The organism is Hyphomicrobium sp. ghe19, from assembly GCF_902712875.1.
Lineage (GTDB): Bacteria > Pseudomonadota > Alphaproteobacteria > Rhizobiales > Hyphomicrobiaceae > Hyphomicrobium_B.
The window spans coordinates 2,629,277-2,642,529 of sequence record NZ_LR743509.1 but is presented as its reverse complement, the minus strand read 5'-3'; the positions used below and the strand labels follow the sequence as shown (position 1 = coordinate 2,642,529).

Annotated in this window: 13 protein-coding genes, 2 tRNA genes and 1 pseudogene; 5 read left to right on the top strand and 11 right to left on the bottom strand. The window is 56.2% G+C overall.

Going from position 1 to position 13,253, the window contains the following annotated elements; genetic code table 11:
* Nucleotides 1–59: 59 nt before the first annotated feature.
* From AACL53_RS12860 to AACL53_RS12850, 3 genes and pseudogenes are all read left to right on the top strand, one after another.
* On the top strand, nucleotides 60–2,729 hold the full coding sequence (locus AACL53_RS12860) for an excinuclease ABC subunit UvrA (protein ID WP_339086936.1): 2,670 nt from the start codon (nucleotides 60–62) through the stop codon (nucleotides 2,727–2,729).
* 200 nt (nucleotides 2,730–2,929) lie between these two features.
* The gene (locus tag AACL53_RS12855; RefSeq protein ID WP_339084912.1) at nucleotides 2,930–3,271 is read left to right on the top strand and encodes a tyrosine-type recombinase/integrase; all 342 of its coding nucleotides are present in this window, start codon (nucleotides 2,930–2,932) and stop codon (nucleotides 3,269–3,271) included.
* 139 nt (nucleotides 3,272–3,410) lie between these two features.
* A pseudogene (locus AACL53_RS12850) lies at nucleotides 3,411–4,616 on the top strand (IS1182 family transposase); the annotation flags it as partial.
* A gap of 60 nt (nucleotides 4,617–4,676) precedes the next feature.
* Here AACL53_RS12850 and AACL53_RS12845 read toward each other — a convergent pair.
* Nucleotides 4,677–4,751 (bottom strand) — tRNA-Asn (locus tag AACL53_RS12845).
* A gap of 377 nt (nucleotides 4,752–5,128) precedes the next feature.
* Between AACL53_RS12845 and AACL53_RS12840 the strand changes: the two genes are divergently transcribed.
* Nucleotides 5,129–5,878: a COG4280 domain-containing protein gene (locus AACL53_RS12840; RefSeq protein WP_339084911.1), complete on the top strand. Its 750-nt coding sequence runs from the start codon at nucleotides 5,129–5,131 to the stop codon at nucleotides 5,876–5,878.
* Nucleotides 5,875–6,096: a phage holin family protein gene (locus AACL53_RS12835; RefSeq protein ID WP_339084909.1), complete on the top strand. Its 222-nt coding sequence runs from the start codon at nucleotides 5,875–5,877 to the stop codon at nucleotides 6,094–6,096. Before AACL53_RS12840 ends, AACL53_RS12835 begins: the two co-directional genes overlap by 4 nt.
* Nucleotides 6,097–6,194: 98 nt before the next feature.
* Here the strand turns inward: AACL53_RS12835 and AACL53_RS12830 are convergent.
* From AACL53_RS12830 to AACL53_RS12785, 10 genes are all read right to left on the bottom strand, one after another.
* Nucleotides 6,195–6,268 (bottom strand) — tRNA-Cys (locus tag AACL53_RS12830).
* Nucleotides 6,269–6,356: 88 nt separating this feature from the next.
* On the bottom strand, nucleotides 6,357–6,497 hold the full coding sequence (locus tag AACL53_RS12825) for a hypothetical protein (RefSeq protein WP_339084908.1): 141 nt from the start codon (nucleotides 6,495–6,497) through the stop codon (nucleotides 6,357–6,359).
* Nucleotides 6,497–7,597 carry a site-specific integrase gene (locus AACL53_RS12820; protein ID WP_339084907.1) on the bottom strand — a complete coding sequence of 367 codons (1,101 nt, stop codon included), beginning with the start codon at nucleotides 7,595–7,597 and terminating at the stop codon, nucleotides 6,497–6,499. Before AACL53_RS12820 ends, AACL53_RS12825 begins: the two co-directional genes overlap by 1 nt.
* Before the next feature lie 3 nt (nucleotides 7,598–7,600).
* Nucleotides 7,601–7,966: a hypothetical protein gene (locus tag AACL53_RS12815; protein WP_339084906.1), complete on the bottom strand. Its 366-nt coding sequence runs from the start codon at nucleotides 7,964–7,966 to the stop codon at nucleotides 7,601–7,603.
* Nucleotides 7,967–8,057: 91 nt separating this feature from the next.
* Entirely contained in the window at nucleotides 8,058–8,345 is a 288-nt protein-coding gene (locus tag AACL53_RS12810) for a hypothetical protein (RefSeq protein ID WP_339084905.1), read from the bottom strand.
* Between the two features lie 289 nt (nucleotides 8,346–8,634).
* Complete coding sequence (locus AACL53_RS12805) at nucleotides 8,635–8,988, bottom strand: hypothetical protein (protein WP_339084904.1); 354 nt, start codon at nucleotides 8,986–8,988, stop codon at nucleotides 8,635–8,637.
* 347 nt (nucleotides 8,989–9,335) lie between these two features.
* Nucleotides 9,336–9,533 (bottom strand): hypothetical protein, encoded by a 198-nt coding sequence (locus AACL53_RS12800; RefSeq protein ID WP_339084903.1) that lies wholly within the window; start codon nucleotides 9,531–9,533, stop codon nucleotides 9,336–9,338.
* A 140-nt stretch (nucleotides 9,534–9,673) separates the two neighbouring features.
* A complete protein-coding gene (locus AACL53_RS12795; protein ID WP_339084902.1) occupies nucleotides 9,674–9,901 on the bottom strand; it encodes a hypothetical protein in 228 nt (75 codons plus the stop codon).
* Between the two features lie 1,074 nt (nucleotides 9,902–10,975).
* The gene (locus tag AACL53_RS12790; RefSeq protein WP_339084901.1) at nucleotides 10,976–11,173 is read right to left on the bottom strand and encodes a hypothetical protein; all 198 of its coding nucleotides are present in this window, start codon (nucleotides 11,171–11,173) and stop codon (nucleotides 10,976–10,978) included.
* Nucleotides 11,174–11,481: 308 nt separating this feature from the next.
* Nucleotides 11,482–11,658, bottom strand: a complete 177-nt coding sequence (locus AACL53_RS12785; protein ID WP_339084900.1) for a hypothetical protein — start codon at nucleotides 11,656–11,658, stop codon at nucleotides 11,482–11,484.
* Nucleotides 11,659–13,253 lie beyond the last annotated feature (1,595 nt).

The window sequence follows — 13,253 nt, the reverse complement described above, 5'->3', positions numbered from 1 at the left end:
GTAGAAAGGGCTGGACAAGCGGATGGCCGCGGAAAATTTAAGTGCAGAAGAAACCACCTATCACGTCGATCGTCTCTGGTAGTGAACACGCGGAGCGACCCGCGCGCGTGCAGGTCCGCGGAGCGCGTCAGAACAACCTCAAGAATGTCGATGTCGATGTTCCGCGCGATGCCTTCGTGGTGTTCACTGGCATATCCGGCTCGGGCAAGTCGTCTCTGGCCTTCGGCACGCTCTATGCCGAAGCGCAACGCCGTTATCTGGAATCGGTCGCGCCCTATGCCCGCCGCCTGATCGACCAGGCCGGCGTTCCGGAAGTCGATGCGATCGAGGGGTTGCCGCCTGCGGTCGCATTGCAGCAACAGCGCGGTTCGTCCAACGCGCGCTCCTCTGTCGGCAGCGTGACCACGATCTCCAGCCTGGTGCGGATGCTCTATTCGCGCGTCGGCGAATATCCGCGCAATCAGCCGATGCTCTATGCGGAGGATTTCTCGCCCAACACCGTCGCTGGAGCCTGTCCGACCTGCCATGGGATCGGTCGTGTCTATGACGCGACCGAGAATACGATGGTCCCCGACGATACGCTCACCATTCGCGAGCGGGCGATCGCCGCTTGGCCGCCGGCGTGGCACGGCCAAAACCTGCGCGATATCCTCGTATCGCTTGGCTATGACGTCGATACGCCATGGCGCGATTTGCCAAAGAAGGATCGCGACTGGATCCTGTTCACGGACGAGCAGCCGACCGTGCCCGTGTATCCAGGTTTTACGCCGCGGGAAACGCGTGCAGCCATCAAGCGGCGTATGGAGCCTGGTTATCAGGGCACCTTCACGGGCGCCCGCAGATATGTGCTGGAGACTTTCGCCAACACGAAAAGCGCGCTGATGAAGAAGCGCGTTTCTCAATACGTCATCGGCCGCGATTGCCCGACCTGTCATGGCAAGCGCCTGAAGCGCGAGTCCCTGTCGGTGAAATTCGCCGGGCTCGACATCGCCGAGTTCGGCGATCTGTCGCTGCTGAAGCTGAGAGACCTGTTGACGCCGGTCGTTCACGGCGATTTCGGGAATGCCGCGACCACCGCGAAGGGCCATGTTGTGGGCAAGGCGACCCGCGATGCGGCGGTTGAACGTCGGGTCGCTGCCGGTGGTTCGGCGCACAAGAGCGCGCCCGACGTGCGGCGCACACCCAACCTGTCCGAAGAGAAGCGGGCGGCCGCGCAACGCTTGGCGTCTGAATTGCTCGAACGGCTCGGACCGCTGATCGACCTTGGTCTCGGATACATCTCGCTCGACCGTAGCACGCCGACGCTGTCCTCTGGAGAGCTGCAACGCCTGCGCCTCGCCACCCAATTGTCGTCACAGCTTTTCGGCGTGATCTATGTGCTGGACGAGCCCTCAGCGGGGTTGCACCCGGCAGACGGGGAAGCCTTGCTCGCGATCCTGCATCGCCTCAAGGCTGCGGGCAACTCGCTGTTCGTAGTCGAGCACGATCTCGATCTCATCCGCCAAGCTGAGTGGCTGGTGGATGTGGGGCCCGGCGCTGGCGAGAAAGGTGGCCGGGTGATCTACAGCGGGCCGACCGCGGGTCTGGCGGATGTCCAGGCCTCTATCACGCGTCGTTATCTGTTCGATAAGAAGACTGCAGTCGAGCGGACGCCGCGAAAGTCCAAGGGATGGTTGCGCTTGGAAAGTGTGGCGCGCAACAATCTGCATGATCTGGATGCCGCGTTTCCGCTCGGCTGCTTGACGGCAGTCACGGGAATCTCAGGCTCGGGCAAATCCAGTCTTGTCAGCCAGGCGCTTCCCGAGTTGGTCAGCGACCATCTTGGTCGCCCGGTTGCCGTTTCGGGGGAGGACGAGGTTGACCCCCTGCTTGCGGTGGCACAGGAAGCCATCACAGGGCGCATCGTGAGCGGCGTGGACCACATCCGACGTCTTGTTCAGGTGGACCAAAAACCCATCGGGCGCACGCCGCGCTCGAATCTGGCGACTTACACCGGTCTCTTCGATCATGTCCGCCAACTCTTTGCCGAGACGCCCTTGGCGCGAAGGCGCCGCTACGGCGCAGGCCGGTTTTCGTTCAACGTCGCACAAGGCCGCTGCCCGACCTGTGAGGGCGAAGGCTTCGTGATGGTCGAGCTGCTGTTCCTGCCCAGTGTCTATGCGCCGTGCTCGGCCTGCCACGGCAGCCGGTACAATCCTCATACTCTTGAAGTCGAATGGCATTGCCGCAACATCGCGCAAGTACTGCAGATGACAGTAGACGAAGCTTGCGCATTCTTCGCCGATGAACCGCAGGTGCTGCGACCGCTCGACGTGTTGCGCGAGATCGGACTCGGCTATCTGCGGCTCGGGCAGCCGGCGACGGAACTGTCGGGCGGAGAGGCGCAGCGCATCAAGCTGGCGACCGAACTACAGCGCGCGCAACATGGTAATACGCTCTATATCCTCGACGAACCGACCTCCGGTCTTCATCCTGCTGACGTCGACCGCCTAATGCGCCAACTGCAAGGACTTGTCGATGCAGGAAACACAGTCGTCGTCGTAGAACACGACATGCGCGTCCTCGCCCAGGTCGATTGGATCATCGACCTTGGGCCCGGAGCTGGAGAAGACGGCGGGCGCATCATCGCCAGCGGCACGCCAGACAAAGTTGCTGATGTAGCGAATAGTCGGACGGCGAAGTACCTGAAGCTGCTCGTGACCCAAAGCAGGAACGGAAATGAAAAGTAGCCTATATTTAGGGCCCAGATCATTGCCTATTCTTCTAGGTGTTGGGCATTGAGCTGCTTCCGACGCAGTTACGGACCTAGTGTCTAGTTATTTCTTTAAGTGCGATTGACGACCGCTATCTCGGCAGGGGGCATCGGTAGCTCGGCTATGCTGCACTTGCTTCGGACTGCTATGGGTCAAAATCGTCCGTGCGGTTCGAGATGACGGACCAAACTCGCTTGGCCGTTGACGACTATCTCAGGCTCACCGGACGGAAGGCCGGCCAGTTCCTTTTCGCGGCCCGAGGCGATAGCGCCCGCCGGCTGACGACGAGGCAGTACGCTCGGCTTGTTCACGAGTGGGTCGCAAGTATTGGGCTTGATCCAGCGAACTTCGGAATGCACGGCTTGCGACGTACCAAGGCTGTGCTGATCTACCGTCGCACCGGCAATCTTCGCGCTGTCCAGTTACTGCTTGGGCATTCAAAGATCGAGAGCACCGTTCGCTATCTCGGCATAGAGGTCGATGACGCGATCGAGATCGCCGAGAAGATCGACATCTGACGCATTGCCCCATAAGCAGATGTGGTCGGCGACCAATTTGGCGTCGCGATCATGGGCGCCCCGATGTCAGCTTCTGGGAGTGGCTGTGTGAAAACGGCAAATCAGTCCATGCTCTTTCCGATCCATCAGGGAGGCTTGCATGGGCCGATTTGTGGAAGGCGAGGATCGCCGTCAGCAGACGATGCTGCCCGCCTGCCTCGAAGACTACATCGCTGAGGACAACCCGGTCCGCGCGGTCGATGCGTTCATCGATGGGCTCGACCTTGCCGCTCTCGGCTTCGAGCGCGTCCGGCCAGCGGCGACCGGGCGCCCCGCCTATCATCCCGCGACGCTTTTGAAGATCTATCTCTACGGCTATCTCAATCGTATTCAGTCGAGCCGTCGGCTGGAGCGCGAGGCGGCCCGCAATGTCGAGCTGATGTGGCTCACTGGCCGCCTGGTGCCTGACTTCAAGACCATCGCGGATTTTAGAAGAGCGAACGGCACGGCGATCCGTGCAGTCTGCGTACGCTTTATCGTCATCTGCGGGAAACTGGGTCTCTTCTCGCACGCCGTCGCCGCCATCGACGGCGCCAAGTTCAAGGGCGTCAACTCGCGCGACCGCAACTTCACAAAGGGCAAGCTCAAGCGGCGCGTGGAGCAGGTGGAAGCGAGCATCGAGCGCTACCTCGCTTCCTTGGAGGCTGCCGACCTTCAGGAGGGTGAAAGCGCAGAGACAAAAGCCTCGCGCCTGCGGGACAAGATCGCGGCGATGAAGAGCAAGCTTGCCGAACTCAGGCAGCTGGAGACGGCCGTTCTGCACGCGCCGGATCAGCAGATATCACTCACCGATCCCGACGCCCGGGCAATGGCGACCAGCATGCGTGGCGCCGGCGTCGTCGGTTATAACGTGCAAGCGGCGGTCGATACCGAGCACCATCTGATCGTCGCCCATGACGTCACCAACGTCGTGACCGACCGGACGCTGCTCTCTCCCATGGCGCGCTTGGCAAAGGAGGCCATGGCCATCGAGAGGATCGATGTCCTCGCCGATCGCGGCTACTTCAGCGGCGAGGAGGTTCTCGCCTTCGAGGCCATCGGTGCCACGCCGTACGTGCCCAAGCCGCTCACATCGAATGCGAAGGCAGCAGGCAGGTTCGGCAAGGACGACTTCGTCTATCTTGCCGATCAGAACGCTTATCGCTGCCCGGCAGGCGAGATCGTCTCCTATCGGTACACGCGCAGCGAGGAAGGGCGAACACTCCATAGCTACTGGACTAACAAATGCGGCACCTGTGCCCTGCTGGCGAAATGCACGACCAGCGAGGAGCGCCGCGTCAATCGCTGGGAGCATGAGGGCGTTTTGGGGCCGTTCCAACTGCGAAGAAGGAATAATCAAAGCTTCCAGGGTCTTGGATTGTGGGGTTGGCTCCGCGGGTAGGATTCGAACCTACGACCATCCGATTAACAGTCGGACGCTCTACCACTGAGCTACCGCGGAATGCCGAGAAGCGCCCCGCATAGCAGAACGTATCCGCGCTGGCGAGGCCTCAAGGCTATTTTCTTCAGTGCCTTCAACGGCGCCAAGCGGCGACAAGAGGAAGCACGCAGGTGGAAGGCGACGACCAGGCGGAAAGTAGTGGCACACGCAGGTCTTCAGTCCATCCAACAGGGCGGGTTGGTAGCCTTCTTTGATGGGGTGCGCAAGGGGCGAACGACGCTTCGGAAGGTAATTCACGAGTGAACTCCGCGGCCTGCGCAACTTTGCCTGCGACAGCTCGCCGGGTGGCTTTCGTGCTAGGGTCGCTCGCACGCCGAGGCGAGCCAACGGCCGGGGCTTGCCAACATCGGCGGCGCTAGTGATGGAATGCTTTCTCGATGAGCAGTTTCTCGATTGTCTGGCCCGCGGTCGCGACAGCCTTTTTCGCCTCGCTGGTGGAAGCGGTTGAAGCCTTCACCATCGTCCTCGCGGCCAGCACGTTCCAAGGGTGGCGTCCTGCAATACTCGGGTCCATCGCAGGATTGGTAACGCTCGCGGCAATCGTGATAGCGCTGGGACCGGTTCTCAGCATTTTTCCCATTCACGCGCTGCAGTTCGTCATCGGTGTGCTGCTTCTATTGTTCGGCATGCGATGGTTGAGGAAAGCTATTCTGCGCGCGGCGGGCATCATCCCGCTGCACGACGAGGCCACCGCCTTCACCAGGGAAACGTCGCTCATTCGCGACGAAGCCGCGCGCCATAAATCCCGGCTCGATTGGATTGCCGGCGTGACGTCCTTCAAGGCGGTCTTGCTCGAAGGTCTCGAGGTCGTTTTCATCGTCATCGCGGTCGGCTCGGTGCGAGACATGCTCTGGCCGGCGAGCGTCGGTGCGTTGGCAGCCTGCGGCCTCGTCCTTCTGATCGGGCTCGCCGTTCACAAGCCGCTGTCTCGCGTGCCCGAGAACGCCCTGAAATTCGGCGTCGGAGTTATGCTGTCGGCATTCGGCGTGTTCTGGACGGGAGAAGGGCTCGGCATCGCTTGGCCCGGAGAAGATCTGGTGATCGTCGAATTCGTCGGCGTATTTTTGATCACCGGCCTTGGGCTCGCGGCATTGCTCCGGCGCACAACCGGAAGGATTTCTCAATGACGGCGGTCGGAGAAATTTTCCGCAGTCTCATCGGCCTTTTCCTGGACGACGAGTTCCTCGCGATCGCAATCCTCGGCGTCGTCGCGTTGACGGCCTTCTTGGCCATCGGGCTCGAAACTCAGCCGAGGTGGGCAGGGGCATTCCTGCTGATCGCAATCGTTTTGGTTCTGGCTGGAAGCGTATTGCGAACGGCCCGGAATAGCGCGCGACGCGACTGAGCAGCGAAAAGCGTTTGGGTGGAAATAAAACCAGTGGTTTCCGGCAGCAGGGGTAAGTCCCCGTCCGTTGAAACTTATCAATTTTCTATGAAGATTTTTGGAGGCCACGCCCGGAATTGAACCGGGGTACGCGGATTTGCAGTCCGCTTCATAGCCACTCTGACACGTGGCCCCGCTTGTGTTTACTGGAGTTTTGAAGGGAGACTGTCAACCAACCTTGTCCGGACTTGTCCCTTTTGTCACAACGATTGTCACGATTTCTAGGCCTCGTGACGTGCCTTCGTATTGGGGAGTATATCCGCACGGCGCTTCTCAGCTTCTATGCGGGCCTTCAGGTTCCAATATTTGTGTTCGTAGACCATGAGCGCGATGACGGCGACCAAGGCTATGAAGTACAACATTAGGTAGGTGCTCCCTCGTGGTGTTTCTTTTTGAGTTCGGCGACTCCATTGGTGAAGTAGTCTTCTAGTGCCTTCGTGCAGTGGTCAAGAGAGGACGACGCAAGGTGTGCGTAGCGCATTGTCGTCTTGATGTTCTTATGGCCTAGAAACTTCTGAACGTACTGAAGGTTGACTCCGGGCATCTGGCACATCCTAGACGCGCAAGTGTGTCTGAGGATGTGAATGGTCACGTCATCGAACTGACCTACCTCACCTTCCTCCAGGTCTCCGTTCAGATGAGCCTGCATGTTTGTCCACAGGGTTCTCATGGTTCCAGTGGGTGCAGTCTCCACGAACGGGCCTGCGAGGTCTCCACGGTCCTTCTTAAGCCGTGCTAGGGCCTCCTTTGCCCGCTTGCTCAGCGGTACAGACCTATTCAGCTTATTCTTGGTCTTCCAGACGTGGAGCGTCTTACCGTCAGGTGAGATGTCTCTCCATTCAACTCTGAGGGTTTCCGAAAGGCGAAGACCTGTCTCAATCTGGAAGATCGTGAAGTCCACCATCCAGCCAGCTCCCCACTGAGCGAAGAGGCCTGTGATGAGTAGCTCTTCCTCTACGTTGATGTAGCGGATACGGCCTTCACTTTCCTTCTGGTGAGGTATCTTCGGCTTGCGTGTGATGATGCCGTTATCGACTGCCGCTGTGAGCATCTTCGAGATGGCAGACATCTTCCTGTTAGCCGTGCCAATGCAGAGACCACTGTCCAGGATTTCCGCATAGGCTTCATCCAGGTCCGCCTTGGAGACATCCGTGATGAGCGTGCTAGGGCCTAGGAGCGTGATGATGTCCAGGCCGTTCTTGATGAGATGCCTGGAGGACTCCATTGATGCCCACTGAGTGCGTTTCACGTGGTCAAACATCTGCTGAAGGGTCTCCAGCTTCGCGCCGGTCTCCGTCCGCTTGTTCTTAGCGGGTGGTAGTGGTTCCCCGCGTCCAAGCCTGAAGCGTGCTTCCTCTTCCCACTTCTTGGCTTCTGCCTCTGTGTCGAACGGTTCCCTGTGTCGGGTTCCCTTCCACATAAAGTCTGCCATCCATGAGTTACCACGTTGACGTGCTGCCATTTGCTAGACCTCCTTTACGTCCAGTAATTTCTTGAGGGTGGACCACACGCGTTCCCCATTAGCCTTGAGGTAGAGATGCTTTACGCGTCGGTCCTTGATGTCATCATCGTAGCGGATGAGGTTCAGACCATCCATTCCGCCTCTGTGAGTGCTTGAGAGAAGTGCCAGTGCTCTGACTGTGGAGCTTGAGGCAGACATCAGCCTCTTCTGAACTTCCCCCACTGTTATCCCCGGTTCCGTCGCAACTATTAGGAACGCTAGTATTGCGTTCGGCGTGATGTTCGGATGTAGCTTTCTGAACTCCTCTATAGCTGCGTAGAATCCATCAATCGTCTTGTTGATCGTAGCCTTTGGCTTGGGCGTAGCCATTGCTAACTCCTCTTTGGCAGTAGTTGCAGGCCTGGAGAAGCTACGCGATGTGAGGAAAGGGCACAAGAGCCCTCTCCACACAATCTAAATGTTAGCCTGACAGTACCTCTTCGATCACATCAATGGGAAACGCCTGGATGAAACCTATGCCAGCTTCCTGGAGGATAGGTGAGGCTTGGACCATGATGACTTTTGATCCAGCCACCTTGCGGGCACACATACGATTGATACGAATGGTGTCCACAACAGCATCAATCATCTCTTCGATCTCTTCCGGTCTAGTCCTAGCCATATGACTAAGAACTGAGTCGTAACCGGGAACCACCACATCAGTTAGGTACGTGGTGACGTCATCAAGTTCATAGGTAGTGGCCTTCACAATTCCCTCCGTTCTGGCAGGTACATACTCCGGAGTAGGAGTCTCTGCACTCTGTCAGGTAATTACGCATAGTTTCTTTATTGAGAGCCCAATAACTTTCCGATGAGAGCAGTAAGCTGAGCCCTGTCTGAGTCACTGTAGACAGGAGTCTCGTGCTCGGAACTCCCTCCGATCACTAATAGGAACCCTAGGCAAGCGGCCATAGACGCATACAGAACCTTACGAAAACCTAAGGGGTTTATCTCAATTCTACTCATTGTACGCCCTGCGATGTGTGACAGTTGTCAGATTAAGCGGCTAGGAGAGTGCACGCCTGCTGATGTTTGTGGAGAAGGTCTTCAGCAAACTCTTTGCCCTCAACACCATGGCCCCCAACGATGATGCCACCTGAGGCGTTGACGAGTCCAACGTTAGCAATCCATTCGAGAGCTTCGCGTTGAGACTTGAAGTTGTTGGAAGCGATGAACTCACGGCTGACTTCGATGTAGAACGTGCCGTTACGGATATCCCGCCAGATCATTGCAGGCAGGAACTTCAGTACGCGGCCATTCTCAGGAGAGACCTCTGCGAGAATGTTGTGGTACTTACCAGCCCACTTAATGGCCCGACCGTCACGCATTACGAGAACAAGTGCTTTCGACATTTATTAGATACCCTCTTATTCGCTAGCTTCATTGCTTAGCGTCCAGGGTCTCTCATGGTGATGACCACAAGAGACCTTGAAGACCTAGCCTTTGAAGTCCCTGAAGCCGGTTTCAGCAGCCTCGTAGTATTTTTGGCGTCTATGTGCTTCGAGCCTTCGAATGCGTTCGACCACAACGACCGCGCCTTCCTTGCGGTACAGCTTCAGGAGTTGGACGGAGTTCCAGTTACCTGATGCCCTGTGGAGCAGCCTGCGGACTCCCTTAGGCAGTGCGTCGAATGCTGAGAGTGCTTCGCTGCGAGAGACGAGTGAGGCCCCGTCAGAAGCGTTGCCTGTGTGAGACCGCTTCACACTGCACCTACCTGGACGGCGCGAATGAACTCTCTGATTTCGAGCGACCACAAAGCTTGACGCTGAATGCGCTTGAGTGAATCAAGGAGCCGTTGCCTATGCCCCTCGGATGCAATCTGACCGTGTGCAGCGTACTGCATCAGCGGGTCAAGGCGATTGCGGGCAAGCGTGTAGGCAAGCGATCTAAAGTCCATTGCGGGTATCCCTCTAGGATGTGTGCAAGGCGCTTCATGCGCCATCGGGCCACGTCATGCGGCTAGCGTGCCTGTCTGCTATCGGCACACTAGAAGGCCCCCATAAGAGGCCTTCCGGAATGCTGACAAGAGTGAGGTAATTAGGCAGCGTTACGCCTCAGAGAGAAGCCTTCGAGCTTGCCGCTGATCTCCCCTAGGGTGTCACCCCATAGGATGACATAGCCGTCAACCTGTACGGCCCTCCAAGTGAAGCGTTTAGCGGCCCGCGTCATCACTTTGCGGATGTGGAATATCTCCCCTCCAGCATAGCCGATGTAGTCAGCGCCTTTGCGCCATGGTGTATCAATGTTGTGAAAGCTACGTGCCATCTGTGAGTGTCCCATAGGTATGAGCTAATTGGTCAAGCTAAAGCGTGCGAGACTTCAGGGCGTTGCCATCCCCGTGGAGCACTACTGCGAGGTCATAGACAGTGGCAAAGCACATATCCATCCCAGTGCCCTGCACAGTCACAGTATCGTTACCACCTTCACGTGAGACGCTAAGGCCAAGAGCCTGAGCTATGCTGTAAGTCGGGTGACGATCATTAGCGCAAGTCGCACCATCCCCGTTCTCGAAGTAGACAAACTGTATCTTTCGCCTCATCCCCGACGCTGAGACCTTCCGAACGATAGAGTACACCGTTGACCCAACTGGAAGCCACTTGCGCAGTCGTTCGATTGCTTCGTCGCGTTGCGTCTTCGTAAACTTAGCCATAACGTTCATTCCTCTCTTGAGTTGTTGCCGATGTGTGAGTTGATGACAGTTGTGAGTTAATTAGGCGTGAATAAGGAACGTGTACTCCAGCACTTCTCCCCCTTCACAATCGCCTTCAGGGAAGTAGACCCCATAAGACCATGTAAAGCGTGGTACATCTGAGCAGCTAACGCATTGATGCTTTGAAAAGCCTTCACGCTTCAGCCAAGCGTCTACTTGTGCAATCTCCTCATCGGTAAGTCCTGAAGCATCCCCATTGATGAGGTAGCTAGCGGCCCAACTCGGACCTTCGATGGTCTCAATCCTCATCACGCGTAAGCTCCATTCAGCTTGCCTACGTTTGCAGGGTGCAACTTGATAGCCTTGCCGCTTGTGAACATTCTCACTGTTAGCAGCTTGCGGCCTACCTTCTGCACTGATCCAACGCGGTCCCCCATCATCCACCTATCGCAGCCGGGATGCAGTTCGACGGCATCGCCTAGCGTGAAGTCTTTAAGCTCAAACATTATGGTCCCCGTTTTTGATTGCTTGGCGGATGAAGCGCTTAGCGGCGTCAAGGCTAGGGAAAGGACCGCGTACAAACATATTCGGTCCATACTGCACTTTGCATTCTTTCCGTTCGCAATAGCCGTGGATGAATGCGCCTTTATAGCTAAGTGTCCACATTGTCAGATTCTCCATTCTGTCAGTTAGTTGGACAAAAAAACTCTACACAGGGCGTTAGCTTCGTCTCTATCCATCGCGGTCTTTATGGCATCAATCCAAGTCGCCGCTTGGTCGCCTACTAGCTGCTTACCACCGCGTTTGCGCTTGTGGCTGATGATGAGAGACCCTTTCCACCCACAAGCTTGATAGTGTTGGTTCTCAAAAATGACTTCAGGCTTCATCAGCGATACTCCCCTGCCTTAGTTGCTCTGAACGCTAACCATCCGCACGCTAGCAGCCACATAAGCGCCATTGCGTCGAAGGCCTGAAAGCTGATGCAGGCATACCCGCCCACTAGTGCGAAGCTCATCAGCATGTCGCCAATGTTGAGCAGTTCGCGTCTTATCCAAGTCCACATGTCAGTTATTCCAAGGTGAGTTGCGAGTAATGCAGAAGGACATCTGAAGGCGACCAATGCGGACAAAGCGAAGTCCACCAACACGCGAATAAGAGAAGTAGAATACGTTGCGCAGCATTGGCCTCATCCCTCTCAGAAGTTCCACGCTTTGTAGTTGTTCGCTTTGCAGACCTTCTTAGCTTCCACCTTGCCACTCACCTTGATCGTTCCTAGGACCACCGCGAGAGACGGGCCACGCGTGATTGTGAGGCTGTAACCCTTTGCTTTCGATCCGTAGTAGTGGGCGCATACTGTGTTGCTGTAATCCATTCTCTCATCTCCTCTGTGTGAGTGTCTCAGTGGTGTGAGAAGATATAAAACATATCTCACATGTGTGAGGTATCCCACCTAGTGCATTGCTGATGTGATCTTTACGCATACCTGTGAGAGACTGCGAAGAGTGAGAGAACAACAAAAAAGCCCACCATTACGATGAGCTTTAATGTGGCGCTTAGGGCGTTGCGCTGTGTGTTTATAGGGCGTTGCGCTGTGTGTTTATAGGGCTTGATGAGTCAGGGCGTTGGCATCGTCATATAGAATGGCCGATATCATTTGTACTGTGTGTTTGGCCATGTTCAGGCCTTGCCCGACAACCTTGAGACTTTCAGGTCCGCGTTTAGTGGACATCGAATAACCCAACACTCTACCAGCGTAGATGCTGAGATTCCTAGGCGTTCTAACTGCATCGTGTAGCTGTAGAATGCTGATGTTGGTTGCTTGGCGTGACCTGCTAACGCTCCTCTCAACTGTGTAGACCGTAGAGCCCTTTGGAAGGAAGCTTCTAAGCGTCTCAAGTGATTGCATGACCTCTTGTCGCGTCATTCTCTTACGTGCTGGCATTCCTATGCTCCTCTCTAGCTGACCTAAGCGCTGTGCTTCGGCTCAACAGTGAAGAGGTTAACAATAAGTCTCACACTGTGCAATCACTTCGATACGGCACATGATGACAACCATGAGGCATCGCTGTGGATATCCTGAGGAGTGGCGCTAGGTGGCTGCTGGATGCCTAGTGGATGACTTGAGGTCTGCTGAATGATGAGCGTGAAGAGCCATCAACAGGTAAACGCAGAGAGAGACATATAAAGAAACAAATAGGTCAGTATGGTTGACCTAATAGTCAAAAATAGGACAGCATAGCTGACCTAACGGTATGTAAGCGGATGTGATATCCCCTGTGAGGCATTGATATCATTGGATAATACCCCGCCTTGTGACAATACCTGTGACAACAGCAGGCACTAAGCACAACCTAAAGCCTACTCGAAGGCCTTCTAATCGAGTTCTTTTGGAAGGACATAACGAGAACACCCAGAGAACAAAAGCGGAACCCGATGGGGGTGTTTCGACGGTCGCGCAAGTCTAGTCCTGCTGACGAATATTTCCAGCAAAAGCAAACGGCCCTAGGGAACCCTGAGGTCCACCTAGAGCCATCCTTGTGCGGAGTAGTGTTCACATCCGAATGTTCAGCCATAGGAGCTTCTACTCGGAAGCATGAAGATACGCTTCCACCAGCTTGTTCGCTTCTTCTCTCTCGGTCTTTGCCACGAGTCATCCTTTGGGTGTCTCATAAGGAGAACCTCAGGGATGAGTGCAGAGAGTGGAGGAGTGTAGTCCGATAGCGTTCTGTGCTGATGATTGGAGCGGCGACGCTTCTTGCTCATGCAGTGTGATGTTCCTTCTTGGTCTCCATCTAGGAGAAGACCTGAGTGCGAAGCCAAGAGGGAGAAACGCTAAGCACTCAGGGAGCAGTGACTGTTGATGCGGATTGTCAGAGCCCTGCGATTACTCAGGGGGTGATCTCGCACCGACAGTAAGCTCAACTCGTAGGTCTACCTTATGGTGACCAATAGTATGATCTAGTGTGA

What these genes read in the sequence shown, in the direction of transcription:
- AACL53_RS12790 (WP_339084901.1), bottom strand. Translation starts at nt 11,173, where the DNA reads ATGAAGCCTGAAGTCATTTTTGAGAACCAACACTATCAAGCTTGTGGG.
- AACL53_RS12805 (WP_339084904.1), bottom strand. Translation starts at nt 8,988, where the DNA reads ATGTCGAAAGCACTTGTTCTCGTAATGCGTGACGGTCGGGCCATTAAG.
- AACL53_RS12815 (WP_339084906.1), bottom strand. Translation starts at nt 7,966, where the DNA reads ATGGCTACGCCCAAGCCAAAGGCTACGATCAACAAGACGATTGATGGA.
- AACL53_RS12820 (WP_339084907.1), bottom strand. Translation starts at nt 7,597, where the DNA reads ATGGCAGCACGTCAACGTGGTAACTCATGGATGGCAGACTTTATGTGG.
- AACL53_RS12800 (WP_339084903.1), bottom strand. Translation starts at nt 9,533, where the DNA reads ATGGACTTTAGATCGCTTGCCTACACGCTTGCCCGCAATCGCCTTGAC.
- AACL53_RS12785 (WP_339084900.1), bottom strand. Translation starts at nt 11,658, where the DNA reads ATGGATTACAGCAACACAGTATGCGCCCACTACTACGGATCGAAAGCA.
- AACL53_RS12795 (WP_339084902.1), bottom strand. Translation starts at nt 9,901, where the DNA reads ATGGCACGTAGCTTTCACAACATTGATACACCATGGCGCAAAGGCGCT.
- AACL53_RS12825 (WP_339084908.1), bottom strand. Translation starts at nt 6,497, where the DNA reads ATGTTGTACTTCATAGCCTTGGTCGCCGTCATCGCGCTCATGGTCTAC.
- AACL53_RS12855 (WP_339084912.1), top strand. Translation starts at nt 2,930, where the DNA reads ATGACGGACCAAACTCGCTTGGCCGTTGACGACTATCTCAGGCTCACC.
- AACL53_RS12840 (WP_339084911.1), top strand. Translation starts at nt 5,129, where the DNA reads ATGAGCAGTTTCTCGATTGTCTGGCCCGCGGTCGCGACAGCCTTTTTC.
- AACL53_RS12835 (WP_339084909.1), top strand. Translation starts at nt 5,875, where the DNA reads ATGACGGCGGTCGGAGAAATTTTCCGCAGTCTCATCGGCCTTTTCCTG.